At 64.7% G+C, this 22137-nt stretch carries 20 protein-coding genes; 5 read left to right on the top strand and 15 right to left on the bottom strand.

Features of this window, described 5'->3' with window-relative positions:
* Window positions 1–49 precede the first annotated feature (49 nt).
* From ybgF to TSA1_RS29590, 9 genes are all read right to left on the bottom strand, one after another.
* Complete coding sequence (ybgF, locus tag TSA1_RS29630) at window positions 50–1090, bottom strand: tol-pal system protein YbgF (RefSeq protein WP_174719125.1); 1041 nt, start codon at window positions 1088–1090, stop codon at window positions 50–52.
* A 187-nt stretch (window positions 1091–1277) separates the two neighbouring features.
* Window positions 1278–1766, bottom strand: coding sequence for a peptidoglycan-associated lipoprotein Pal (pal, locus tag TSA1_RS29625; protein WP_097659842.1), 489 nt, complete (start codon window positions 1764–1766; stop codon window positions 1278–1280).
* Between the two features lie 280 nt (window positions 1767–2046).
* The gene (locus TSA1_RS29620; RefSeq protein WP_100179412.1) at window positions 2047–2772 is read right to left on the bottom strand and encodes an N-acyl amino acid synthase FeeM domain-containing protein; all 726 of its coding nucleotides are present in this window, start codon (window positions 2770–2772) and stop codon (window positions 2047–2049) included.
* A 157-nt stretch (window positions 2773–2929) separates the two neighbouring features.
* Window positions 2930–5260 carry a putative bifunctional diguanylate cyclase/phosphodiesterase gene (locus TSA1_RS29615; RefSeq protein WP_100179411.1) on the bottom strand — a complete coding sequence of 777 codons (2331 nt, stop codon included), beginning with the start codon at window positions 5258–5260 and terminating at the stop codon, window positions 2930–2932.
* Window positions 5261–5501: 241 nt separating this feature from the next.
* Window positions 5502–6842, bottom strand: a complete 1341-nt coding sequence (tolB, locus tag TSA1_RS29610; RefSeq protein WP_174719347.1) for a Tol-Pal system beta propeller repeat protein TolB — start codon at window positions 6840–6842, stop codon at window positions 5502–5504.
* 41 nt (window positions 6843–6883) lie between these two features.
* Window positions 6884–7843: a protein TolA gene (locus TSA1_RS29605; RefSeq protein WP_100179409.1), complete on the bottom strand. Its 960-nt coding sequence runs from the start codon at window positions 7841–7843 to the stop codon at window positions 6884–6886.
* Between the two features lie 4 nt (window positions 7844–7847).
* Window positions 7848–8300 (bottom strand): protein TolR, encoded by a 453-nt coding sequence (tolR, locus tag TSA1_RS29600; protein WP_100179408.1) that lies wholly within the window; start codon window positions 8298–8300, stop codon window positions 7848–7850.
* Window positions 8301–8342: 42 nt separating this feature from the next.
* Window positions 8343–9059, bottom strand: coding sequence for a protein TolQ (gene tolQ, locus TSA1_RS29595; protein WP_018641591.1), 717 nt, complete (start codon window positions 9057–9059; stop codon window positions 8343–8345).
* Window positions 9060–9539: 480 nt separating this feature from the next.
* Entirely contained in the window at window positions 9540–10307 is a 768-nt protein-coding gene (locus TSA1_RS29590) for a serine acetyltransferase domain-containing protein (protein WP_100179407.1), read from the bottom strand.
* Window positions 10308–10613: 306 nt separating this feature from the next.
* On the opposite strand from TSA1_RS29590, the gene TSA1_RS29585 reads away from it, so the two are divergent.
* Window positions 10614–11777 carry an acyl-CoA desaturase gene (locus TSA1_RS29585; protein WP_100179406.1) on the top strand — a complete coding sequence of 388 codons (1164 nt, stop codon included), beginning with the start codon at window positions 10614–10616 and terminating at the stop codon, window positions 11775–11777.
* 188 nt (window positions 11778–11965) lie between these two features.
* Here TSA1_RS29585 and TSA1_RS29580 read toward each other — a convergent pair whose 3' ends face one another.
* The 6 genes from TSA1_RS29580 to TSA1_RS29555 all read right to left on the bottom strand — a co-directional run bounded on the left by TSA1_RS29580 (window position 11966) and on the right by TSA1_RS29555 (window position 17467).
* Window positions 11966–12667 (bottom strand): peptidoglycan-binding domain-containing protein, encoded by a 702-nt coding sequence (locus tag TSA1_RS29580; RefSeq protein ID WP_161497277.1) that lies wholly within the window; start codon window positions 12665–12667, stop codon window positions 11966–11968.
* 532 nt (window positions 12668–13199) lie between these two features.
* A complete protein-coding gene (locus tag TSA1_RS29575) occupies window positions 13200–13691 on the bottom strand; it encodes a DUF2852 domain-containing protein (protein ID WP_100179404.1) in 492 nt (163 codons plus the stop codon).
* 121 nt (window positions 13692–13812) lie between these two features.
* On the bottom strand, window positions 13813–14553 hold the full coding sequence (locus TSA1_RS29570; RefSeq protein ID WP_100179403.1) for a TetR/AcrR family transcriptional regulator: 741 nt from the start codon (window positions 14551–14553) through the stop codon (window positions 13813–13815).
* Between the two features lie 128 nt (window positions 14554–14681).
* Window positions 14682–15047, bottom strand: a complete 366-nt coding sequence (locus tag TSA1_RS29565; RefSeq protein WP_100179402.1) for a YciI family protein — start codon at window positions 15045–15047, stop codon at window positions 14682–14684.
* A 156-nt stretch (window positions 15048–15203) separates the two neighbouring features.
* Window positions 15204–16481 (bottom strand): polysaccharide deacetylase family protein, encoded by a 1278-nt coding sequence (locus TSA1_RS29560; RefSeq protein ID WP_100179401.1) that lies wholly within the window; start codon window positions 16479–16481, stop codon window positions 15204–15206.
* Between the two features lie 179 nt (window positions 16482–16660).
* Window positions 16661–17467: a polysaccharide deacetylase family protein gene (locus tag TSA1_RS29555; protein WP_100179400.1), complete on the bottom strand. Its 807-nt coding sequence runs from the start codon at window positions 17465–17467 to the stop codon at window positions 16661–16663.
* A gap of 83 nt (window positions 17468–17550) precedes the next feature.
* On the opposite strand from TSA1_RS29555, the gene mgtE reads away from it, so the two are divergent.
* From mgtE to TSA1_RS39050, 4 genes are all read left to right on the top strand, one after another.
* Entirely contained in the window at window positions 17551–18972 is a 1422-nt protein-coding gene (gene mgtE / locus TSA1_RS29550) for a magnesium transporter (protein WP_100179399.1), read from the top strand.
* Between the two features lie 363 nt (window positions 18973–19335).
* Entirely contained in the window at window positions 19336–19653 is a 318-nt protein-coding gene (locus tag TSA1_RS29545; protein WP_100179398.1) for a helix-turn-helix domain-containing protein, read from the top strand.
* Between the two features lie 133 nt (window positions 19654–19786).
* The gene (locus TSA1_RS29540; protein ID WP_100179397.1) at window positions 19787–20605 is read left to right on the top strand and encodes an aldo/keto reductase; all 819 of its coding nucleotides are present in this window, start codon (window positions 19787–19789) and stop codon (window positions 20603–20605) included.
* Window positions 20606–20654: 49 nt separating this feature from the next.
* Window positions 20655–21611 (top strand): hypothetical protein, encoded by a 957-nt coding sequence (locus TSA1_RS39050; protein ID WP_145984389.1) that lies wholly within the window; start codon window positions 20655–20657, stop codon window positions 21609–21611.
* Window positions 21612–22137: the final 526 nt, after the last annotated feature.

Genomic DNA, 22137 nt, shown 5'->3' with positions numbered 1-22137 from the left:
GGCTGCAATGTTTAGCGCAGCTCCATCCGCATTGTCAGGCCCCCGGACGTCAGCACTTCACCCGTTTCTGCTCGCGGTCGACCGCGGCTTTGACGCCGGCGGAGGCGCGCGGATATTTGCGGCCGACCTCGCCGAAGGCGGCGCAGGCGGCTTCCTTTTCCTTCAGCGCGGCGAGCGACTGTCCAAGCCGCAGCAGCGCATCCGGGGCCTTGGCCGATTTCTCGTATTTGGTTGTGACGGCGAGGAAAGCCTCCGCGGAGTCGCGATATTGCTGGCGCTGGAAGTAGCTCTCGCCGAGCCAGTATTGCGCGTCCCCGAGCAGCGGATCGCTCGGATATTTCTGCGTGAAGTTCTTCATGGTCTGCTCGGCGAGCGCATAGTCCTTGCGCTGCATGTAGCCGATGCCGAGGTCGAACTCGTCGCGCGGCGTCGCCGAGGGCGGCAGCGTCGTCAGGGCCGGAGCGCCGGCAGGCGCCGGATAGCCGGATTGGGCCGGCGGATAGCCGGGCTGCGCCGCCGGGGGCGCCGCCTGTTGCTGATAACGGGGGGCGGTGTTGGCGAGATCGAGCGGCTCGCCGGCGCCGCGGCCGCCGGGCGCTCCGGACGGCATCGGCTGCGCGCCGCCGCCGAGCGCGCGCGGCGCACCCGGCGCGTTCGGGTTCTGGTTCGGATCGAAGGCATCGCCGCGGCGGCGCGTGCCGGGGGCGCCCGGCGCCGGCTGCTCCTGAACGATCGGAGCGGGAGACGCTATCTGCGGCTGCTCGTAATTCGGCTGCACGGCCTGCGGCTGCTGGCGATAGCCGGGCGCGACCTGACCTGGTCCGATCTGGGCGGGCGGCATCGCCGCGACGTTGGGCGCCTGTCCGGGCCCGCCTTGCGCGCCGCCCTCGAGCGCCCGCAGCCGCTCTTCGAGCTGGCGATTGCGGTATTGCAGCTCCTCGTTCTGGCCGGTGAGCTGGCGCAGCTGGTTCTCCAGCCGCTCGATCCGCATCTCGGGATCATCATCGGTCTGGGCGAAGACGGGCGTGAACAAGGGGAGCAGCGCGGCGATGGCCACGGTGCCGGTAAAGACCTTAAATCTGGATGACATCTTGCCCTGACGACGAAAGCGAAATGGCCTGCGACGGAACATGTGACGCGCCACACATTGAAGGGGAGTACGCCAAAAATGTGTCTGGTACCACGGGGATTCTGTCACAGAATGCTGAAACGAAACCGGCGCCCGAGAGGGCGCCGGCATAATCGGTCTGTGAAGATGAACGGGGCCTGACCGAACGTCAGGAGCTCGCGTTCAGCACGGTGACGGCGCGACGGTTCTGCGACCAGCAGGAGATGTCGTTACAGACGGCGACCGGCCGCTCCTTGCCGTAGGAGATCGTGCGCATGCGATTCGCATCGATGCCGCGCGAGGCGAGGAACGAGCGGACCGACTGGGCGCGGCGGGCGCCGAGCGCGATGTTGTATTCGCGCGTGCCGCGCTCGTCGGCATGACCTTCGATGGTGAAGGAGTAGCGCGGATAGGTCTGGAGCCACTGCGCCTGCTTCTCCAGGGTCACGATCGCCTGCGGGGTCAGATCGGTCTGGTCGCTTTCGAAGAACACGCGGTCGCCCACGTTCACCACGAAGTCCTGCTGGCTGCCCGGCGTCGCCGCATTGGCCATCGCATCCGTCGCAGCATTCTTGTTGGCGCAGGCCCCCATCGACAGGGCGACGGCGAGCACCGCGGCCAGCTTCAATCCCTGGAGGATACGCATAGGATGTTTCATTCCGGAGCCTCCACGCTCACGTTCGTCCACTGCTGTCCGGTCTACAGGGGGTTGGTTAAGCGAACGTTCCGTCAACCTTGACGGAACCTTGCCTCGGCCGATCAAATGCCCCCAACCGGCGAAAAGCACCCATCATGGTTAATGGGTTGTAAATGTGGCGCGAGGGTGAAGGCAAGCCGTGGAAGCCGGCAAAAACACCGGTTTCGGCCGGAATTTTGGGCCGGGCTCCCGGCAAAACCGCCGCCATGGAGCCGGTTGGAAAAGGGATTGGCGCCGGACCTCAGGCTTGCGCCGTACTCGCGACCAGCACCGGGCGGGGCGCCGCGGTGCGGACGCTCCCGCGGTCGAACAGCATCCGCCGCTCGAAGGCGCTCGAACGCATGATCGGAAAGCGCGTCAGGACCCGCTCTCGCAGGCTCCGGAAATCAGACGCCATCAAGGCGACCTTCTTCAACACGTTCGGAAACGAGCGCGGTTCCGTGATCGCCTCGTGCAGGAAGACCCGGCGGTAGAACGCTTGATGTTCCGCCCGGACCTGCGCAAGTCCGGTATCGGCATTGAAATGCTCGCACGCCAGGTAAGCGAGGCGCAGCGTGACGTAGGGCAGCTCGGGGAACCGCCGGGCCTGCTCCGGGTCGGCAACAAAACGCGCCGGATCGACGAAAACCTCACCGCGATCGAGACGCGGGTGAAGCACGTCTCCGAACAACTCGGTCGCATAGGACATGCGCTGGTCCGACGTCAGGATGTGCAGGCGGACGGAGCTGCAGAGTTCGCCATCGACGTGAATTCCGAACGTCCATGCGTTCGGCGCGTCGTCATAGCGGTCGCTGACGCGACGCGACTCCGACGGCAGGATCAATCCGCCCTGCAGATAGGCCCGATAGCGCATCTCATAGAGGCGGTCCTTGTCTTCCGGAGTTTCGATCAGCCGGTAGTCGACCCGATCAAAAATCCCTGCCCCCCGCATGAAAAGCGGAGCGCGCGGCTCGGCCGGGGATTCCATCTGACACTCCACACACGTCAACAACTTCCGCGAGTTCTAAAACATTAACGCCTCCTTAACCGAATTGCAAAGGCTTGAATCGATTACAGTTAACCCCCCGTGCGACTACGGAGACCCTGTAACGAGCTGAAATGACGGGAAATCTCGAGAACCGAAGTCAGGCGAAGGAGCGCGACGAGATCGCAACGACCTGACCGTCGAGCATGCGCCGACCATGCGAGGCATTGAGCAACTGGCGCACCCGCACCGCGGGCACCGGCCGGCTGAACAGATAACCCTGTCCCTCGGTCACCGTCCCGTCGGCGCTGATCAGCTCGAGCTGCTCGTTGGTCTCGATGCCCTCGACCACGACCGCCATGCCGAGGTCGGCCGACAGTCTCGCCACGCCGCGCAACAGCATCAGCGGCCGGTCCGTGTCGATGCCTTCCAGGAAGGAGCGGTCGATCTTCACCTTATGCATCGGGAAATTGTGCAGATAGCTGAGGCTGGAATAGCCGGTGCCGAAATCGTCGAGCGAGATGCGCACGCCGAGCGCGTGCAATTGCGACAGGATGTCGTGGGTGAGCTGGGTGTTGCGCAGCAGCGAGGACTCGGTGATCTCGATCTCCAGCCGATGCGCCGGCAGACCCGACACTTCGAGTGCATAACGGATCTCACTCAACACGTCGCGCTGGTGGAATTGCTGCGGCGAGAAGTTGACGGCGACGCTGACGTTCTCCGGCCACTTCATGCATTCCATGCAGGCGCGGCGCAGGATCCAGCGGCCGAGATCGACGATCAGGCCCATGTCCTCGGCGACCGGGATGATGTCGACCGGCGAGACCGTGCCGCGCACCGGATGATTCCAGCGCAGCAGCGCCTCGCAGGTGGTGATCTTGCCGGACTTCAGGTTGACCAGCGGCTGGTAGAACAGCTCGAATTCCTCGTTGGCGAGCGCCTTGCGCAGGTCCAGCTCGAGGATGCGGCGCGCCTCGACGGTCGCCGCCATCTCGTCGCGGAAGAAGCAGAAGGTGCCGCGGCCGTCCGCCTTGGCGCGATACAGCGCCATGTCGGCGTTCTTGAGCAGCGTGTCGGCGCTGGCGCCCTCCGGCGAGGTCAGCGCGATGCCGACGCTGGCGCCGATCTCGACCAGGTGATTGTCGATGCGGTAGCGCTCGCTCAGCCGTTCGACGATGCGGCGGGCAAGCGCGGCGGCGTCTTCGGGCGAAGAGATGTTCTGCTGGAACACGACGAACTCATCGCCGCCGAAGCGGGCGACGAAATCCTCCGGGCGCAGCATCTCGCGCAGACGGTTCGCGACGGCGCACAGCAGCTGGTCGCCGCAGGGATGACCGAGCGTGTCGTTGACCTGCTTGAACTGGTCGAGGTCGACGAACAACAGCGCCGAAAGCCGCTCGGAATGATGCGAAGCTGCCAGCAGCCGTTCGATCTCGTCGCGGAAGCTGACGCGGTTGGGCAGCGCCGTGAGTTCGTCATAGCGGGCGAGATGGCTGATCTTCGCCTCGGCACTCTTGCGTTCGGTAATGTCCTCGAGCAGGACGACTGCACCTCCGTCCGACATCGGCTGAATGGTCCATGACAGCGTACGCCCGCGTGCGGAGTCCGGGTCCGGGGTCACGATCTCCTTGTTCCGGAGCTCGCGAATGCCCTGCAGGATCAGGTCCCCATTCTCCTTCGAGAGAGTCCCGGCCTCGACGCAAGCCGCGATGATCTCCGGCGCGCTGGCGCCATCCTGCACGAAATCGCTCGGCAGGTTCATCATCGCGCCGAAACGATGGTTCACGACGGCGAGCCGACCGTCGACGTGGAACATGCACAGGCCGTGCGGCATGTTGTTCAGCGCGGTGTCGAATTGGCCGGCGAGCGCTGCTTCGCGCTCACGCGCGACCAGCGCGCGCATGAATATCCTGTGCAAATTGGCCGAGATTCCCATCAGTGAGAACAGGAAGGCAGCGCTGACCACCGACATCGCCACGTAGAACGGCGTTCCCCGCAGCGCCAGGGCGATCACGATCGGGACGAAGACGAGGCTGACCTGCAGCTGGAATATCCATTGGCGGCCATAGGCCCTGCCCGCGCCGCCCGCCGCGATGCCGGTCGTAACCGACAGGGCGATCATATGGGCAACGGCGTCGTCGCTGGCCAACAGGGTGGTCGAGCACCACGTCCCGATCGCTGCCGCCTGGATCATCGCGCCGATCTGATAGCGCTTCTGCCAGCGCGCCGCTTCCGCGGCCGTCAACGTCGCCTTGCGCTTCTGATACAGATGTAGATCGAACGCGCGGATGACGCCGGCGAGGGCCAGAAGTCCGACGCAGGCCCAGATCAAAGGCTCCGCGGTCTTCAAGGCCGTCAGCGCCGCCCCGATCGAGACGAACACCAGCCCAGCCAGCAGCGGTCGGGGAGCTTCGAACAAGGAATCGATCAACGCCGCCGAAATCGTCGGCGAGGCCTGTCCAGGTGCTCCGCTTTGGCTTGCGAACTGCATTGGTGTTTGTACGCGCGTCCTGTTTGGCGCGTACTTTTACCCAGCCCAGATGAAGCCTTTCTGAGGGAACATCGTTAAAGTCGAGTTGTTTTTCGGTATCGACGAACCGATTTCTGCTTAAATATCAAGCAGCTAGGCAAGGCTTGCCGAGCGCAAGGTGAAGAAAGGATTGCTTTCCTCACCGAATGCGAAAAAATCCGCGCGCCTTTTCGAAAACATCGCGCGTTTCCAACGCGCGGATCTATTGGCCCGCCGTCGAGGACAACAGCGGCGACCATGCCGGGTCGGAGGCGAAGCCCGGCGTCGGCACCTTGAGCTCGTTGCGACCGGAGATGTCGACGCTGTAGAGCGACGGTCCGCCATTGCCGCCGGGATCGCGGAAGAACATCAGCACGCGGCCGTTCGGCGAGAAGGTCGGGCCTTCGTTGTGGAAGCCGGAGGTGAGCAGCCGCTCGCCGGAGCCGTCAGGCTTCATGACGCCGATCGAGAACTGCCCGCCGCCCTGCCGGGTGAAGGCGATGTAATCGCCCTTCGGCGACCACACCGGCGTCGAATAGCTGGCGTTGGTGTCGTCCTTGGAGAACGAGATGCGCTGCGCCTGTCCGCCGCCCGCCGCCATCACATAGATCTGCGACCGGCCGCCGCGATCGGACTCGAAGCAGATGCGGGTGCCGTCGGGCGAATAGGACGGCGAGGTATCGATCGCCGGCGTGTCGGTGAGACGCGTGGTCGAGCGCGAGCGCAGATCCATCACGAACAGATTGGAATTGCCGCCCTGTTGCAGGCTCATGATGACGCGCTGGCCGTCCGGCGAGAAGCGCGGCGCAAAGGTCATGCCCGGGAAGTTGCCGACGATCTCGCGCTGGCCGGTCTCGATGTTGAAGAGATAGACCTTCGGATCGCCCTGGCCGAACTCCATATAGGTGATCTCTTGCGAGTTCGGCGAGAAGCGCGGCGTCAGCACGAGGTCGGCGCCGCGGGTCAGATAGCGCACATTGGCGCCGTCCTGGTCCATCATCGCGAGCCGCTTGACGCGTCGCTCCTTCGGCCCGCTCTCGTCCACGAACACCACGCGGCTGTCGAAATAGCCCTTCTCGCCGGTCATCCGCTCATAGATCTGGTCGGAGATGATGTGGGCGATGCGGCGCCAATATTCCGGCGAGGTGAAATATTGCTGTCCGGCGAGCTGCTGGCCGGAGACCACGTCCCACAGGCGGAATTCGGCCTTCAGCCGGCCGTCGGGCTGGCGCGTCATGCGGCCTGTGACGAGGGCCTGCGCGTTGAGCGTCTTCCAGTTCTGGAATTGCGGCGCGACGTCCATGTTGTTGATGCGCTCGATGAAGGCGGCCTGGTCGATCGGCGCGAACAGGCCCGAGCGCTTCAGATTGTTGGTGATGACCTGCGTGACGCCATTGCCGACGTCGCCGTCGGACGGCGAGCCCGGCAGGAAATTGGTGATCGCGATCGGGATCGGCTGGAATTCGGTCGGGTCGATACGAATTCGGCCCTGCGCGAAGGCCTGCCCGCTCCCGAGCATCGCGAGCGTCGATCCGGTCAGGGTCATGAAGCGGCGGCGGTTCATCGATCGGACGTCATTCATTGCAAAATTCTTTTGTTCGGATGTCACAACATATCTTTCAGGCCGAAAGTCATGGGAATGAGCTTCCAGCTCTCGTACTGCTGCTTCGGCATGAACGAGTAGACCTGACACTGCACGATGGCGCGCTTGGCGCTCTCCGCCACCGCCTGGGCGATCGACCGCGACGGTCCCCTCACCGCGACCACGATGGGTTCGGACGCCAGCGATCCGTCGATCTTCATGGGAATGTCGATGTCGGCTTCGTACTGGTCGGCATCCTGTCCGTTATAGGTCGGCGTGAAGCAGCGCTTGACCGCGCCCTGGAACGCACCGCGCCAGGTCGCAATGTTGTTGGCAGCAGTCCCGGTCGCCGCGCCCAGCGAGGCCGACGCATTCAGCGCCGAGCCGGTCTGCTCGTGCCGGGTCGCGGCGCGCTTGTCGAGGTCGCGCTGGATCTGCGCGGGATCGAAGCTGCGCTCCTTGGGCTTGGGCTGCTGCTGCGGCTGCACCGCCGCGACCTTCTGCTCCACGGGCTTCGGCGGCGGCTTCTTGGTCTCCTGTTTCTTCATGAGCTCGGCGAGCGGATCTTCCTTGGCCGGATCAGGCTTCTTTTCCGGCGGCTTCGGTTCTTCCTTCGGCTTCGCCTCGGCCACGGGCTTCGGCGGCTCGGGCTTCTTCTCCACCGGCTTCTCGACCGGCTTCGGCGGCGGCTCCGGCTGCGAATTGGTCTTGATCAGCTCTTTCTTCTCGGTGACCTTGCCGACGGCGTCTTCCTCCGGCTTCGCCTCCGCGATCTTCTCGACCTTGGGCTTCGGCTCTTCCTTCTTGCCGGTCTTCTGCCCGGCCATCATCTTGGCGAGCTGATCGGTGGAGATGATGTCGATCGGGAGCGACTCTTCGGGCGCGATGTAGGCCTTGCTGCTGAAGGTGACGAGCCCCCAACCCAGCACGAGGACGTGGAGGGCAATCGACGCAACGAGTGTCTTGTCGACGTTCACCTTCACTGCCTTAAGACCCCTGATCCGCTTCCGTGACGAGGGCGAGCTTCTTGAACCCGGCGCCGGACAACTGGCCCATCACCTTGGCCACCGTGCCGTAATCCGCCTTCTTGTCGGCGCGCAGATAGATGCGCTCCTCCAGCCCGCCGCGCGCATCGGTGATCGCCTTCAGCTTCGGGATCAGTTCGTTGATCGCGATCTCGGTGTCGTTGATGAACACCTTGCCCTTGATGTCGACCGACATCTGGATCGGCTTCTGGTCGTTGTTCTCGAGGCTCTTGGCATTGGTCTGGGGCAGGTCGAGCGGCACGCCGACCGTCAGCATCGGCGCCGACACCATGAAGATGATGAGCAGCACCAGCATCACGTCCACCATCGGCGTGACGTTGATCTCGGCCACGACGGGCTTGCGCCGGCCGCGGCGACCGCCGCCTCCGGACGAACTCGCAACGTTCATGCCCATGGTCTGGTGCCCAAGTTGCCCTTCACACTATACACCCCGCGGTCAGCCCCGCTCGTCGATCTGACGCGACAGGATGGCGGAAAATTCATCGGCGAAGCCTTCCAGCCGCTGGGCCTGCCGGTTCACCTCGGACGTGAACTTATTGTAGAAGATAGTGGCAGGAATGGCGGCGATAAGGCCGACCGCGGTCGCAAACAGCGCCTCCGCGATACCCGGCGCGACCACTGCCAAAGAGGTATTTTTCGACGCCGCGATCGACTGGAAGCTCGACATGATGCCCCAGACGGTGCCGAACAGGCCGACGAAGGGGCCTGCGGAGCCGACGGTCGCGAGCACCAGCAGGCGGCGCTCCAGCCGTTCGACCTCGCGCGCGATCGAGACGTTCATGACCTTGTCGATGCGCATCTGCAGACCCGCGACCGAGCGGGCATGGCTCTCGAACGACCGCTTCCACTCGCGCATCGCCGCCACGAAGCAGGCCGCCATCGAATGCGTCGGCTTGGCCGAAAGGGTGCGATAGAGCTCCTCGATCGATTCGCCGGACCAGAACGCCTGCTCGAAACGGTCCATCGAGCGGCGGGTGCGGGCAAACAGGAAGATCTTGTCGATCGCGATGGCCCAGACCCAGACCGAGCAGGACAGAAGTCCCAGCATCACCGCTTTCACGATCCAGTGAGCCTGCCAGAACAGCGCGATCAGCGACACGTCCGCGGAAGCGGCAACCGGAAGGGCTGACTGAGCCACGTCGGCCGGATTCATAAGCAGTATCCTCTCAAGGCGATCGTTTACCCGATGTGCCGGCCAGCAAATGGCTACCGGTTCCCCAATGGCCGCGCTAGCACCGGCGCGGCCGGCAAGCCCGCTCAAAGCCTTTGTCTTTTGGGGTGCAGGGGCTCGTCCAAAGCCGGCCGTCTGCATTCCCTGCCAAGATGTCAAAACTATGGGCCTTTGGCCCCGGGCCTTGACGGTCCCTGGCTTCGGGCTTTGGGCGCGATTGTCCGTCCTTACCAGAGCCCGCCGTTGGTTAATGCGGGGTTACCAGAGGTGAATTTGGCTGCGGGAAAGGTAGGCAGCGCAGGCGGTTGGGGGTGTTTGGAGGGCGGGGTACCGGAGTTCCAGGCCGTCCCGATCGCATTGGCCTGGAAACCACGCCCCACCCGGAAAAATCATCCCCAAAATCACGTTCCGCGAAGTCTCGCCGTGATCATCCCCCCCCAAGGCGACCGCCGCCATGGCGCCTCAGGCCGCCGAGGCGGGCTCGGGGCAGTTGGTCAGTCGCGCAGGATTTCCAACTGCGGTGCAGCCATTGGGGACGTCGGCGATCACGACCGTGTCGGCGCCGATCCTGGCGAAATCGCCGATCCGGATATCGCCCAGAATAGTCGCCCCGGCGCCGATGAAGACGCCGCTGCCGATGCGCGGTGAGCGCGTCGGCAGCTCATTGCCGCGGCCGATGCTGACATTCTGAAGGATGGTGACCTCGTCGCCGATCCCCACATTGGCGCCGATCACGATGCCCGTGGCGTGGTCGAGATAGACTGACGAGCCGATGCTGGCCGCCGGATGGATGCTGACCTGCAGGACGTTCGACGCCTCGTTCTGAAACAACAGCGCGGCATCGCGCTGGTCATGATGCCAGAGCCAGTTCGAGACGCGCCAGGCCTGCAGCGCGACATAGCCCTTGAAATGCAGCAGAGGCGCCAACGGGCCGGCGATGGCGGGATCGCTGCGCACGATGGCCTGCAAGTCGCGGCCAGCCGCTTCAATCAATTCCGGCGCATCGCGAAAGGCATCGCGGGAAAAGCCCGTGAAGCGCGCCTGTTCGGCGGCGGTGCCGCCAAGCCTGTGCCCGATGAGATCGGCCAACGCCGCCGCAAGGCCGTCATGGGCGAGAACGGCCTCGGCAAGCGACCTGCCGAAGATTGGATCGGATGCGACTGCACGCTGCGCCTCGTCGCGTATGTTCTGCCAGAGGCGATCGTTCGTCGCGGTCACGGCTGCCGTCATCGCCGCCTTCCATGCTGTGGTGTTTCCTTCACCTTGCAAATATAGGCCACGGGCGGCCGGCACGCCACGCATCATGCCGCAGCTCCCCGTGAGGCTACGAGCTTGCGCGCCGGGTATCCGCAACCATATATAACCCCGATAGTCCCGCAAGTTTTCGGCCGACGCTGCTTTGGCCGGGATGTCCATGCAAAGCAGCTCGTTCAAGCCCCCGCGGTGGTCCGCCATCCGCGGGTTTTTCGTACCCGGCCGCTCTCAGCGTCGCGGAGACGAAATCCCGGATTCCGCTACTCGAGGTTACGCCAAGACATGTTGCCCAACGCGCGCATCGACGACCGCCACGACGACGTCATGTATCCCTCCGCCATACCGTTCGTGCTGGTCCATCTCGGCTGCCTTGCGGCGATCTGGTCGGGTGTCACCTGGCAGGCCGTTGCCATCTGCATCTCGCTGTACGTCGTGCGCATGTTCGGCATCGGTGCCGGCTACCACCGCTATTTCTCGCATCGGGCGTTTGCCACCGGCCGCGTGTTTCAATTCATCCTGGCCTGTCTTGCGCAAAGCACCGCGCAGAAGAGCGTGTTGTGGTGGGCGGCCAAGCATCGGCATCACCATCTGCATTCCGACACCGAGCTGGACGTGCATTCGCCGCGTCAGCGCGGCTTCCTGTACAGCCATCTCGGCTGGATCTTCTACCGCGAGCACGACGCGACCGACCTCGTGAAGGTCGGCGACCTCACGGTCTATCCCGAGCTGATGTGGCTGCACCGGCTGGAGCTGCTGCCGGCCTTCGTGCTTGCAGCGCTCTGCTTCCTGATGGCGGGATGGCCGGGTCTGATCGTCGGCTTCCTGTGGAGCACGGTGCTGGTCTATCACGCGACCTTCTGCATCAACTCCCTCGCCCATGTGCATGGACGCAAGCGCTACGTGACGGGCGATGATTCCCGCAACTATTGGCTGCTGGCGTTGCTCACCTTGGGCGAGGGCTGGCACAACAATCACCACGCCTATCAGAGCAGCGTGCGACAGGGCTTCTACTGGTGGGAGATCGACGTCACCTATTACATGCTGAAAGCGTTGTCCTGGTTCGGCATCGTCTGGAACATGAAGGCGCCGCCCGAACAGGTGCTGCGCAACGAGCAGCCGCTCGGCGCCCGCGTCATCAACCGGGCAGCCCGCGAGCTTGCCGGGCGGTTCGATGCACACGCCCTGGCACAGGCGATCTCGTCGGCGCTGCACCGGGCCGATCCGACCCAGCTGCAATTGCCGACGCTGCACGACATTCTCAATCGCGCGCATGAGGGCGTCGACGCACTGACCCATCTGCATCTGCCGAAGATACCGACCCGCGACGAATTTCTCGCCGAAGCCAAGGCGATCTTCGCGCGAACGCGATCCCTCAACGAGATCGTGGACCACGCCTATGAACACTTCCTGGCTTCGGTTCGCGCGCAGCTCGTGACGGTGCGCTGAACGTTTCAGGTCGACGCGGATCGGTGCCGGTCATGCTAATGGGCGCGTGCCTCGCACGCGCCGGCAGCTGAAAGCACCGCGCCGATCCCAAAGCGCGATGAGATCCGGATGAATCATCATCGCGCTTTCGGTCGTTGTTTGCGCATGATCGCTCCGGAAAACCGCTTCGCACTTTTCCGGATCATGTCTTAGAGTTCGATCTTCAACCGCTTTGCCGTTTGAGGCCCGACCTGGCCGTCGACAACGAGTCCTTTGGTCGCCTGAAACGCCGCAACCGCCGCGACCGTCAGTTCGTTGTATTCACCGTTGATCGGCCCCGGATTAAACCCCAGCTCCTTCAAGGCGCGCTGAATATCGCGAACCACGGACGCCTTCATGCCCGGGCGCCCGAGCGCATAGAGCTGGGTCGGCTCGGCCACATCGAGATCTTCACCCGCCTCCCCGTAAGTGAAGTTTGGAATCAGGACGCCCGTATCCCAGTTCCGGCCCGTTACTTTGCCGCGACGAACGCCATAGGCCGTGCCCATCGCCTCCACGGTGCCGCCCTTGCCGTCGCACACGACGATGTGCCCCATCATGCCTGGCCCGGGCGGGTAGCGAAGCAGAATGCCTCCGACCGTTGCCGCGGCCTGCTTCCACGGAATGCGCTTTCCGAGCTTCTGTGAATCGCTCTTCCAGGCGCCGGTATAAGCCTCGACCGTTGCAGGATCGCCGCTGTCGTCAACGCAGCCGTATAGTTTTTCGCCGACCTGATACACCAGCCAGGACATGAACTCCGCACAGTCCCACGGACCGTGCCAGTTCTTGTTGTTCTTGGGAACGCAGACGTTGACGTATTTCTCGCCAATGCGGGTCTCGGCCAGCTTCAGCATCTTTTCGCCGTCGGTCATGCTCATTTCCTTTGCGTGATGAAACTCGCTAGAATTCGGCCCTCAATCTCCAGACATCCATCTGCGAAGCTCCGACGGAATGCGCGATCATTGTTGAGATATTGATCGACCTCATCGGGTTGGTTGCGCTGTGATTGCCGACGCCGAAAATCTCGAGAAGGCGCGCTGCGGTCTTGTATCTGAGGCTCTTGAACAGGACCGTACCGCGACCCGTCTCGTACAGGGCTTAGGCGACGAAGTGCGCCATTCAGTCAAATATCATCGCATGAAACGGCCCGAGACTACGCACGGCACCCTGTGGTTGCAAGAGGAGATTGGATTTCGGAGTAGGTCGCATCGCCGCACAGAGGCGACGTCCGGCCATCGACGACCGGTTGCAGACACGATCAATTGCACTTCCGCGCGCGGACGCTCGAAGCGGATCCCCAAAAACCAAACCGCCCGCCTGCGGGTTGCGCAGACGGGCGGCTCGGGGCCATCAGGATTTTGGGGGCATGCGCCTGAAGGCTTTGAGAGGCATCAGGCTCGAAGGTCAGCCCTGCTGCTGATCGGTCGGCGGCGGGGTCGGACGCGTCTTGTGCTGCGCCATGAACTGGTCGAACTCTTCCTTGTCCTTGGCGTGACGCAGACGGTCGAGGAAGTTCTTGAACTCGACCTGCTCCTCCTCGAGCCGCTGCAGCGTTTCAGAGCGGTACTCGTCGAAGGCGCGGTTGCCGGAGGACGGCGGGCCGAAGCCAAAGCCGAAGCCGCGGCGCTCCATGCGACCGCGCATGCGGTCCATCTTGTACTGCATCCGCTCCATCTTGTTCTGCCAGCGATCCTGGTGGCTCCAGCACGACATTCTTCTGCTCCCGAGTGTGAAAAAGAGAAGGGCAAGTCCGATCGGCCACCAGATGATGAAGCCGAGAATGGTCACGGCGATCCAGCCGGGATGCCAGGGCGTATCGAGCATGCGGGGACGCTCGTACTGCTGGTATTGGTCCGAAGGGCCGCGCCAGCGATTGACGTCAGCGGTGTAGGCCATTTCCCATCTCCATCACGGCACCAGCGCCGTTGTGAATGTAAATAACATTTACATAGCTAGACGATCCCGCGATTTTGTCAAGCTGGCCGCCAGACACGCCCGCGTGATTATTTGCGCAATCTTATTTCGGCTTGCCCCAGGGGCCGCCCGGCGGCACGCCCGAACCGGAGGACGCCTCCGGTGGCACAGGCGGCGGCTCGGCGCCTTTCGCCGGCGGACGGCGGTCCGTCGGGAAACCGAGACCGCGCAGATAGATCAGCACCTCCGCCTCGAGCAGCTCATCCGGCGACATCGGCAGCTTTCGCCGCGCGGCATCGCCACGCGAGAACAGCGAGGCCACGCCGTGCGCCATCGACCAGATGTGCAGCGCCATCATCATCGCCGGCGGACGCGGCGTGCCAGGCGGCGACAGTGCCGCAAGCCGCTCGGCGGCGGCGCGAATGATGTTGAAAGCGCGCTCGCTCGCGGCCTGCAGCGCCGGATTGGCGTCGACCGGCACGCCGGATTCGAACATCGCGTTGTAGAAGGCGGGCTCCTCGCGGGCGAAGGCGAGATAGGCCTTGCCGACACGCTCGAACGCAGTGACCGTGTCAGGGCGCCCGTCGTCCCAGGCCGCAGTCAGGCGTGCCTCGAACTGCTCGAAGCCGCGCTGCGCAATCGAGGACAGCAGCTCGTCGCGGTCGCGGAAGTGCCGGTAAGGCGCCGCCGCGCTGACGCCGGCCATGCGTGCCGCATCGGCGAAGGTAAAGCCGGCCGCGCCCTTCTCGGCGATCAGCCCGAGAGCGGCCTGCAGAAGTGCTTCCTTCAGATTGCCGTGATGATAGCCGCGCTCGGCGCGGCGCTGCTCCTTGCGCCAGCTCATGTGAACGATCTTTACATGAGCCGGCGGCGAAGGTCACTAGCCGGAATCGGGCGTGATTAACCCCATATTCTCCGCGGTCATTCCGAGGCGGCTCATCAAACCGCCGCCCGGAAGGACGACACGGAGACTTACATCTGTGGAATCGGCAGCACGGGCATGACCTCGATCGCTTCGCCCGGGAAGATCGCAAAATGCGGATGGTTCTCGAACAGTTTTGCGGCTTCCTCCTGCGAGGCGGCCCGCACCACCGTGAAGCCGGTCAGGGCATTGCTGATCTCGGTGATGCCGCTTCCGTCGATCCTGCGGGTCTTGCCGAGCGGGCCGCCCAGCTCGACGATGACATCCCGGTGCTTCTCGACCCAGCCGTGCCAGGCGGCCATGCCCTCCCGCTCCCTTGCCTTCCGTTCGGCCTCTGGCATCGCATGCCAGGCCTTCATCTTTTCGCCGCTCGTGCTGCCAAGATAGACGGCGAGGAATTTGTGCTCGGTGCTCATCGGTTCTCTCCTTTGGTGATACGTAGACGGCCGCGAGCTCATCGCGGTCATTCTGGCTAGAGCGTTTTCGAGCGAAGTGGACACCGGTTCGCGTGAAGAAAACGCGTCAAAACAAGAATCTAGAGCTTCGGTTCTGATTCAATCAGAACCGAAGCTCTAGGCGCGCTTCTTCAGACTGGCGACACGGGTCGGGCGGGGCGTGCCGCTCTTGACCTGCGCGGCATGCTTCGGCGCGGCAGGCGCCGCATGCGCAGTGTGCGGCTTGGCCGTCTTGTCGCGTGCGAGCTTGCCCTTGGCCCCCTTGGCTGCATGCGGCGTCTCCGCCGCCATCGCCAGCCGCGTCGCGGCCCGCCGCGACAGCGTCGTCGACAGCAGCACATCGACCGAGCCTTCCGGAATCGCAAACAGCGCGCGGCCGGGCACGGGCAGGGTGGATGCGATATCCATCTGTCCCTTGGTCCGGCGTGGCAGCAGCGGCTGATGCTCGGTCTGCGCATTGAGGTCGGCGAGCGAGGGTGCCGGAAGTGTCCTGGTCTGCGTGAACACGAAGTTCGGGACACGCGGCCAGCGCGCGATCGGCACGGTCTCGGTCGGCGGATGCAGCAGCCACTCGACCTGTGTGGTCGGCGTCGCCGGCCGGTCGGCGGTCGCCGGTACCACATGCACGATGCGGTAGCCGCGTGCCTTGAGGTCGCGGATGATCTTCGGCAACGCCGCGACCGTCCGCGCCTGGATGTCGTGCAGCAGCAAGATGCCCTTGCCCTTGGCCTCCAGCCGCTGGATCGCAAGCTGGTAGACGCGGTCGGACGACACATGGCGCCAGTCGTCGGCCGGGAAATCGGCGCTCCAGACCTGGATGCCGCGCGAGATCAGATAGTTCTCGACGCCCTCGGCGCGCATCAGGCCGGGGATGCGGAAGAACGGCGCCAGCTTGGACGGATCGGTCATCGCGGCCGAAGTCCACTCGATGCCACCGTTGATCTCGGGCTCGAATTTCTCGACCGGCATCCGGTCGAAGGTCAGCGGATGGTTCATGCTGTGGGTGCCGACGGTGTGTCCCGCCGCCACCAGCTTGCGCACGCCTTCCGGGTTCGCCTTGGCCTGGCTGCCGATGATGAAGAAGGTCGCCTTGATGCACTCGTCGTCGAGTATCTTGAGGACCTGGTTGGAATATTTCGGCAGCGGACCGTCGTCGAAGGTGAGGACCACTTCATGGTCCTTCAGCGGCAGCGTCTCGCGGTACTGCATGGTGCCGATCCGCGGGTGCTCGTGCGGATCGACCACGAGGGTGCGGGAGGTCCCGAGCGCGTCGGGATGGCCGGGACAGTCGGCCGCGAGCGCTGCCGGCGCTCCCAGGGCCGAACATCCGAGGAAACCACCGAGGCAAAGGACGATCCACGATCGCGTCCGCAAAACAACGCTACTTCCGATCATGAACCCGGTCTGCCCTCATATGCGATTGCCGCCATAGTAGGTCGGAGACATCGGGAAACGGTTCAGGCGCCAAAAGCCCTTCCCGATACAAACTCCCCGTCCATTTGCAGGGCGTAGCATGAACAGAGTGTTAATAGGTCCCAGATCACCCCATTTTGCGCCGGCGTGACATTCCGGCATCAGCGCCCGTCGGCGTTCTTCTGTGACGTGCCCAACGGTACGATGTGGACGATCCGGTAGCCGTTCTCCCGCAAATATCGCAGGAAGGCCGGCATCATTGCGGCCGTGCGCGCCTTGTTGTCGTGGAAGAGGATGATGCCCTTGCCGCTCGCGGCGAGGCGCTCGGTGACGAGTTTCAATTGCTGCTCCGGCGTCATCTCCTCCCAGTCGCTGGCCCATAGATCGGCCCCGAACACCACGATGCCGCGCGACTGGAGCAGGTCGAGCTGCGCTTGTGTCGACTCGAAATAGGGGAAGCGGAAGAACGGCGTCGAGGGCGTCGTCGTCGAGGTTCCGCGCAGCGCCATCTCGTCTGCGGCAATGCCCCGGTCGATGTCGGCCATGGCCTTCTCGAACGAAATATGCCCCATGAGCGGATGCGAGTAGGAGTGATGGCCGACGGTGTGGCCCTCGCGGGCGATGCGTTTGACCATGTCGGGATGCTCGGAGGCGTGCTGGCCGATCAGGAAGAAGGTTGCTCGCACGCATTCCTGCGCCAGCGCGGCCAGCACCTTCGACGTCGTCGGCGGGGTCGGTCCGTCGTCGAAGGTCAGTACGACCTCGTGATCGGCCAGCGGCAGCGTCTGCGGAAAGCTCTTCAGGCCGACGCGTGGATGGCTCTTGGGATCGACGCTGAGGACGCGCGAGGTGCCGAGCGCGTCCTTGCGCGGGCACTCGGCGGCCTCCGCCGCGGCGCTGCCGATGACGGTCGCGGCGAGCACGCCCGCCATGGTCGAGGTCCACCTCAGTCGCGGCATCTTTGTCATTGCGCTCGGCTTTGCCTTGTGGGTATTGCCTGAACAATCAGCTCACACCACCCGTTCCAACCTGTCAAACGGCGAGGCGCGCCATGGATGAACATATGGACGTTGCCCGATCCGCCGCGGATTCGGTACTCGACCACGTGCCGATGCGCAATGAAGACGGCGAAATTCGTCATGAATTCGTCGAGGAGATCGCCCGTGCGATCGAGGCCGGCGACAGCGCATCGCTGCGCGCCTGCGTCGCCGAGCTGCACGAGGCCGATCTCGGCGATCTCATCGGCGCCCTGGAGCCCGACGACCGCGTCCGCCTGGTCGAGCTGACCGGGGCCGATTTCGACTTCTCCGCGCTGAACGAGGTCGACGAGGGCGTCCGCGAGGAGATCCTGGACGAGCTGCCGCCGGAGACGGTCGCCGAGGGCGTCCGCGAGCTCGAATCCGACGACGCGGTCGAGCTGCTGGAAACCCTCGACGAGGCCGAGCAGGAGGAGATCCTCGAAAAGCTGCCGCTCAAGGAGCGCGTCGCGCTCGAGCGCAGCCTGCTGTATCCCGAGAATTCGGCCGGCCGGCGGATGCAGACCGAGTTCATCGCGGTACCCCAGGATTTCACCGTGGGGCAGGCGATCGACTATATGCGCGAGACGCCGGATCTGCCGGACCGCTTCTACGAGATCTACGTCGTCGACAAGGATCAGCATTGGCAGGGCGCGGTCTCGCTCGATGTCCTGCTCCGCGCCCGCCGCCCGGTGCCGCTCACTGAATTGACCGACGAGGACCGCCGCCGCGTCTCCGTCCTGGAGGACCAGGAGGAAGTCGCGCGCATGTTCGGCAAGTACAACCTGGTCGCGGCACCGGTGCTCGACACCCAGGACCGCCTCGTCGGCGTCATCACCGTCGACGACGTCGTCGACGTCATCGAGGAGGAGGCGGACGAGGATCTCAAGGCGCTCGGCGGCGTCACCAGCGACGAGGAGCTCTCCGACACCGTCTTCACCATTGCGCGCGCGCGGTTCAACTGGCTGCTGGTCAATCTCGCCACCGCCTTCCTGGCCTCCTCGGTGCTCGGCCTGTTCGAGGGCCAGCTGGAGAAGATGGTCGCGCTCGCCGTGCTGGCGCCGATCGTCGCGAGCCAGGGCGGCAATGCCGCCACCCAGACCATGACGGTGGCGGTGCGGGCGCTGGCGACCCGCGAGCTCGGCTCGTCCAACGCCTGGCGCGTGGTGATGCGCGAGGCGCTGGTCGGTCTCGTCAACGGTCTCGCCTTCGCGGTGATCACGGGGATCGCGGCGGTGGCCTGGTTCAAGATACCCGGCCTCGGCATCGTCATCGGGCTGGCGATCATCTGCAACCTCGTCGCAGGCGCGCTTGGCGGCATCCTGATCCCGATGGCGCTCGAACGCGTCAGGGCCGACCCGGCGGTGGCGTCGGGAACGTTCGTGACCACGGTGACCGACGTCGTCGGCTTCTTCTCTTTCCTCGGCATCGCGACGCTGTGGTTCGGGCTGAGGTAGCGGGCGGTGTGGGCTCGGGCTCTCTCCACGTCATTGCGAGAAGCTCTTGCGACGGAGCAATCCAGAGTGCCGCCGTGGAGGGATCCTCGATTGCTTCCGCCTTCGCCAAGGCTTCGGCGGACAAGTCGCTGCGCTCGCAATGATGATGGTAGGCAGCGCGGGCGCCCTCACTCTCGTGTCCCGGGCGCGCTGCGGCGCGGAGCGCTGCTGCGCAGAACCGGGACCCAGAAGGCGGCGTACTCCGCGGCGAGATGGGCCCCGGCTCTGCAGCGCATCACTTCGTGCTGCGCAGCGTCCGGGGCACGAGACCATCTTTAATCCGAACTTAAGCGACCTGCCGCATCATCGCCCGCGCTTGGGGGAATGGGCATGCGTGTGCGATTAAAGGCGGACGGACGGATCGTCGAGGTACGGGACGGGCAGGAGTTTCCGGTCCAACCGTCACCGGAGCAGCCCGCGATCGCAAACCCGCCGGCCGAGGCTGGCTCGCTCGCCGTGCGCGATCTGCGCCGCCGCGCCTGCCTGACCCAGATGGAGTTTGCCGCCAAGCTCGGCGTTCCCGTCGAGACCATCCGCAACTGGGAGCAGGGCAAGCGTGCTCCGCGAGGTCCGGCCCGCGCGCTGCTCGCGGTGATCGCGCACGCCCCGGACACGGTATTCCAGGCGCTCGCCAAAGCCTGACGGCAGCCCTGGCGCACACCTCCCGTTAGTCTTGCGCCGAATATCCGGCCGGATCGCCGCTGCGTCCGTTGGCAGTGTCGCGGGCGGGGTCCATAATGACGTCAGGGGCTGCCGCAACGGAAGAGGAGTCCTCATGCTGTTCGTCGAGGCCAATGGCGCAAGAATTCCGGCGATCGGGCTCGGGACCTGGGAGCTGAGCGGAAGGCCCGCCGCGCGCGTGGTCGAGCAGGCGCTGCGGCTCGGCTACCGCCACATCGATACCGCGCAGGTCTACGACAATGAGCGCGAGATCGGCGACGGCCTGCGCTCCTCGGGCGTGCGCCGCGACGACGTGTTCCTCACCACCAAGGTCTGGACCAACCATTTCGCGCCCCACGATCTCGAGCGCTCGGTCAAGGAGAGCCTGGCTCGCCTGCGGCTTCCGAGCGTCGATCTGTTGCTGCTGCACTGGCCCAACCCGCACGTGCCGCTGGCGGAAACGCTGGGCGCGTTGTCGCATGCGAAGACGATGGGGCTGACCCGCCACATCGGCGTCTCCAATTTCACGGTGGCGTTGCTCGAGCAGGCGGTGGCGCTGTCGCCGGAGCCGCTCGTCTGCAACCAGGTCGAATATCACCCTTATCTCGACCAGACGAAGGTGAGGGCGGCCTGCGACCAGCACGGCCTTGCGCTCGTCGCCTACAGCCCGATCGCCAAGGGGCGCATCAAGACCGACCAGACGCTGGCCGAGATCGGGCGCACCCACCACAAGTCGCCGGCCCAGATCTGCCTGCGCTGGCTGGTGCAACAGAATGTTGCTGCGATCCCGCGCACCTCGCGCATCGAGCGGCTGTCCGAAAACATCGAGATCTTCGATTTCGAGCTGTCGGCGGACGAGATGAGCCAGATCGCCGCGCTCGCCAATCCGAAGGGCCGTCTGACCGATTTCGGCTTCGCCCCGAAATGGGATTGAGGGGAGACCGCGGTATGCTAACAGCAGGGCGGAAATCCAAGATCGAACGATGGAACTGCGGACCTTCATACGGACGGACATTGCGGCGTCGGCGCTCGCGCATCTGACGCTGGTGGCGCTGATCATCGTGATCAGCGAAGTCCATCCGTTTCGCACCCAGCAGCCGGAGACTGTGACGGTCGATATCGTCACGCCGGAGCAGGTGAAGCAGGAGGTGGCCAAGGCGGAGGAGAAAGCTCAGGAGGAGGCGAAGGAGAAACCGCCGGAGCCCGAGCTGAAGCTGCCGAAGCTGGATTTCACCGACAAGGCACCGGAGGCGTCGAAGTCTGCGGCCAAGCAGCAGGCGCCGTCACCGCAGCCTTCTCCCGAACCGCAACGGCCCGCGCAGCAACAGCCCCAGCCGCAACCCCCGCCGAAGCCGCGCGAGGCCAACGCACAGCCGCAACAGCCTCCACCACAACAACCTCCACCGCAACAGCCGCCGCCGGAACCCCAGCCTCAGGCGATGCCGCAACCGCCGCAGCCGCAGGCACAGCAACCGCCGCCACAGTCCGCGCCGCCGCCAGCCTATCAGGCGCCGCAGCCTGACGTCACCGTCAAGTATGGCGTCATGCTCGGCCTGCCGCCGGAATTGCCGGCGCCGCTGCCGAAAGACGCCCCCAAGGACGATGGCGGCGACGCCAAGGATTCGATCGCAGCCAAGCTGCCGGCCGAGATCGTCGCCGAGCTGCGCCGTCATTTGCGGGGCTGTGCGAAATTGCCGGCGGGCCTCAGCCCGACCGACAACGTTCACATCAAGCTGCGCACGGTGTTCGCGACCGACGGCACGCTGGCGCGCGAGCCGATCCTGATCGAGGCCCCGCCGTCCGCCAAGGGCGTGGCCCTCGTGAAGTCCGCCATGAGCGCGATCCAGGGCTGCCAGCCTTACAAGATGCTGCCGCCCAATCTGTACGAGGAATGGAAGGTGATGGACCTGCCGTTCAGTCCGCGGGATTTCGGAGGCTAGCTCTCCTGGTCGGGGTAGCCCGGATGGAGCGAAGCGCAATCCGGGGTCGCTCGCACGGCATCTCGCACCGTCCCGGATTGCGCTGCGCTCCATCCGGGCTACGGCGCCGTGCCTGTGTCGCCCTCTGTCAATCCGCTGCCGCAAAAATATTCCGCTTTACCGAAATTCGGTTTTGTCGTATGTGTCGCTCATCCCGGCTCACCAAGAGGGGCGACTTGTGGTCGTCTTGTTCGCGAGCCGGGCTTGCGGTGGACGCGGCAGCGTCGGCACGAGAGGTGCGGGCAGGGCGGGTAGTCCCTGTGAGCCCGTAACCGCGTGCGGACGACGGCGCTGCTAGGTTTCGTCTCGTCTGTAAGTTTCCGGCTTCGTCGACAGGGCCGGGAATACTGCGGCGACATGGCGGGCCGTGCGTACGGCAAAACCGTGTGGTCCTGGCCGTCGTTGCCACGGTCAAGTCGTTCGAAGATGTGCGCGAGCCCAACCGGGTGGACGGCATCGTCAATTCGAGCGGTGAGGGAGGCCAAAA

The organism is Bradyrhizobium nitroreducens (genome assembly GCF_002776695.1).
Taxonomy (GTDB): domain Bacteria; phylum Pseudomonadota; class Alphaproteobacteria; order Rhizobiales; family Xanthobacteraceae; genus Bradyrhizobium; species Bradyrhizobium nitroreducens.
The sequence above is the reverse complement of the archived record's forward strand: the minus strand, read 5'-3'. Positions and strand labels throughout refer to the sequence as shown.

What these genes read in the sequence shown, in the direction of transcription:
- TSA1_RS29580 (WP_161497277.1), bottom strand. Translation starts at nt 12,667, where the DNA reads ATGACCGACGGCGAAAAGATGCTGAAGCTGGCCGAGACCCGCATTGGC.
- TSA1_RS29565 (WP_100179402.1), bottom strand. Translation starts at nt 15,047, where the DNA reads ATGAGCACCGAGCACAAATTCCTCGCCGTCTATCTTGGCAGCACGAGC.
- TSA1_RS29560 (WP_100179401.1), bottom strand. Translation starts at nt 16,481, where the DNA reads ATGATCGGAAGTAGCGTTGTTTTGCGGACGCGATCGTGGATCGTCCTT.
- tolB (WP_174719347.1), bottom strand. Translation starts at nt 6,842, where the DNA reads ATGAACCGCCGCCGCTTCATGACCCTGACCGGATCGACGCTCGCGATG.
- TSA1_RS29555 (WP_100179400.1), bottom strand. Translation starts at nt 17,467, where the DNA reads ATGACAAAGATGCCGCGACTGAGGTGGACCTCGACCATGGCGGGCGTG.
- pal (WP_097659842.1), bottom strand. Translation starts at nt 1,766, where the DNA reads ATGAAACATCCTATGCGTATCCTCCAGGGATTGAAGCTGGCCGCGGTG.
- tolR (WP_100179408.1), bottom strand. Translation starts at nt 8,300, where the DNA reads ATGGGCATGAACGTTGCGAGTTCGTCCGGAGGCGGCGGTCGCCGCGGC.
- TSA1_RS29620 (WP_100179412.1), bottom strand. Translation starts at nt 2,772, where the DNA reads ATGGAATCCCCGGCCGAGCCGCGCGCTCCGCTTTTCATGCGGGGGGCA.
- TSA1_RS29570 (WP_100179403.1), bottom strand. Translation starts at nt 14,553, where the DNA reads ATGAGCTGGCGCAAGGAGCAGCGCCGCGCCGAGCGCGGCTATCATCAC.
- TSA1_RS29545 (WP_100179398.1), top strand. Translation starts at nt 19,336, where the DNA reads ATGGGCATGCGTGTGCGATTAAAGGCGGACGGACGGATCGTCGAGGTA.
- TSA1_RS39050 (WP_145984389.1), top strand. Translation starts at nt 20,655, where the DNA reads ATGGAACTGCGGACCTTCATACGGACGGACATTGCGGCGTCGGCGCTC.
- TSA1_RS29615 (WP_100179411.1), bottom strand. Translation starts at nt 5,260, where the DNA reads ATGCAGTTCGCAAGCCAAAGCGGAGCACCTGGACAGGCCTCGCCGACG.
- TSA1_RS29590 (WP_100179407.1), bottom strand. Translation starts at nt 10,307, where the DNA reads ATGACGGCAGCCGTGACCGCGACGAACGATCGCCTCTGGCAGAACATA.
- TSA1_RS29585 (WP_100179406.1), top strand. Translation starts at nt 10,614, where the DNA reads ATGTTGCCCAACGCGCGCATCGACGACCGCCACGACGACGTCATGTAT.
- mgtE (WP_100179399.1), top strand. Translation starts at nt 17,551, where the DNA reads ATGGATGAACATATGGACGTTGCCCGATCCGCCGCGGATTCGGTACTC.
- tolQ (WP_018641591.1), bottom strand. Translation starts at nt 9,059, where the DNA reads ATGAATCCGGCCGACGTGGCTCAGTCAGCCCTTCCGGTTGCCGCTTCC.
- ybgF (WP_174719125.1), bottom strand. Translation starts at nt 1,090, where the DNA reads ATGTCATCCAGATTTAAGGTCTTTACCGGCACCGTGGCCATCGCCGCG.
- TSA1_RS29540 (WP_100179397.1), top strand. Translation starts at nt 19,787, where the DNA reads ATGCTGTTCGTCGAGGCCAATGGCGCAAGAATTCCGGCGATCGGGCTC.
- TSA1_RS29575 (WP_100179404.1), bottom strand. Translation starts at nt 13,691, where the DNA reads ATGGCCTACACCGCTGACGTCAATCGCTGGCGCGGCCCTTCGGACCAA.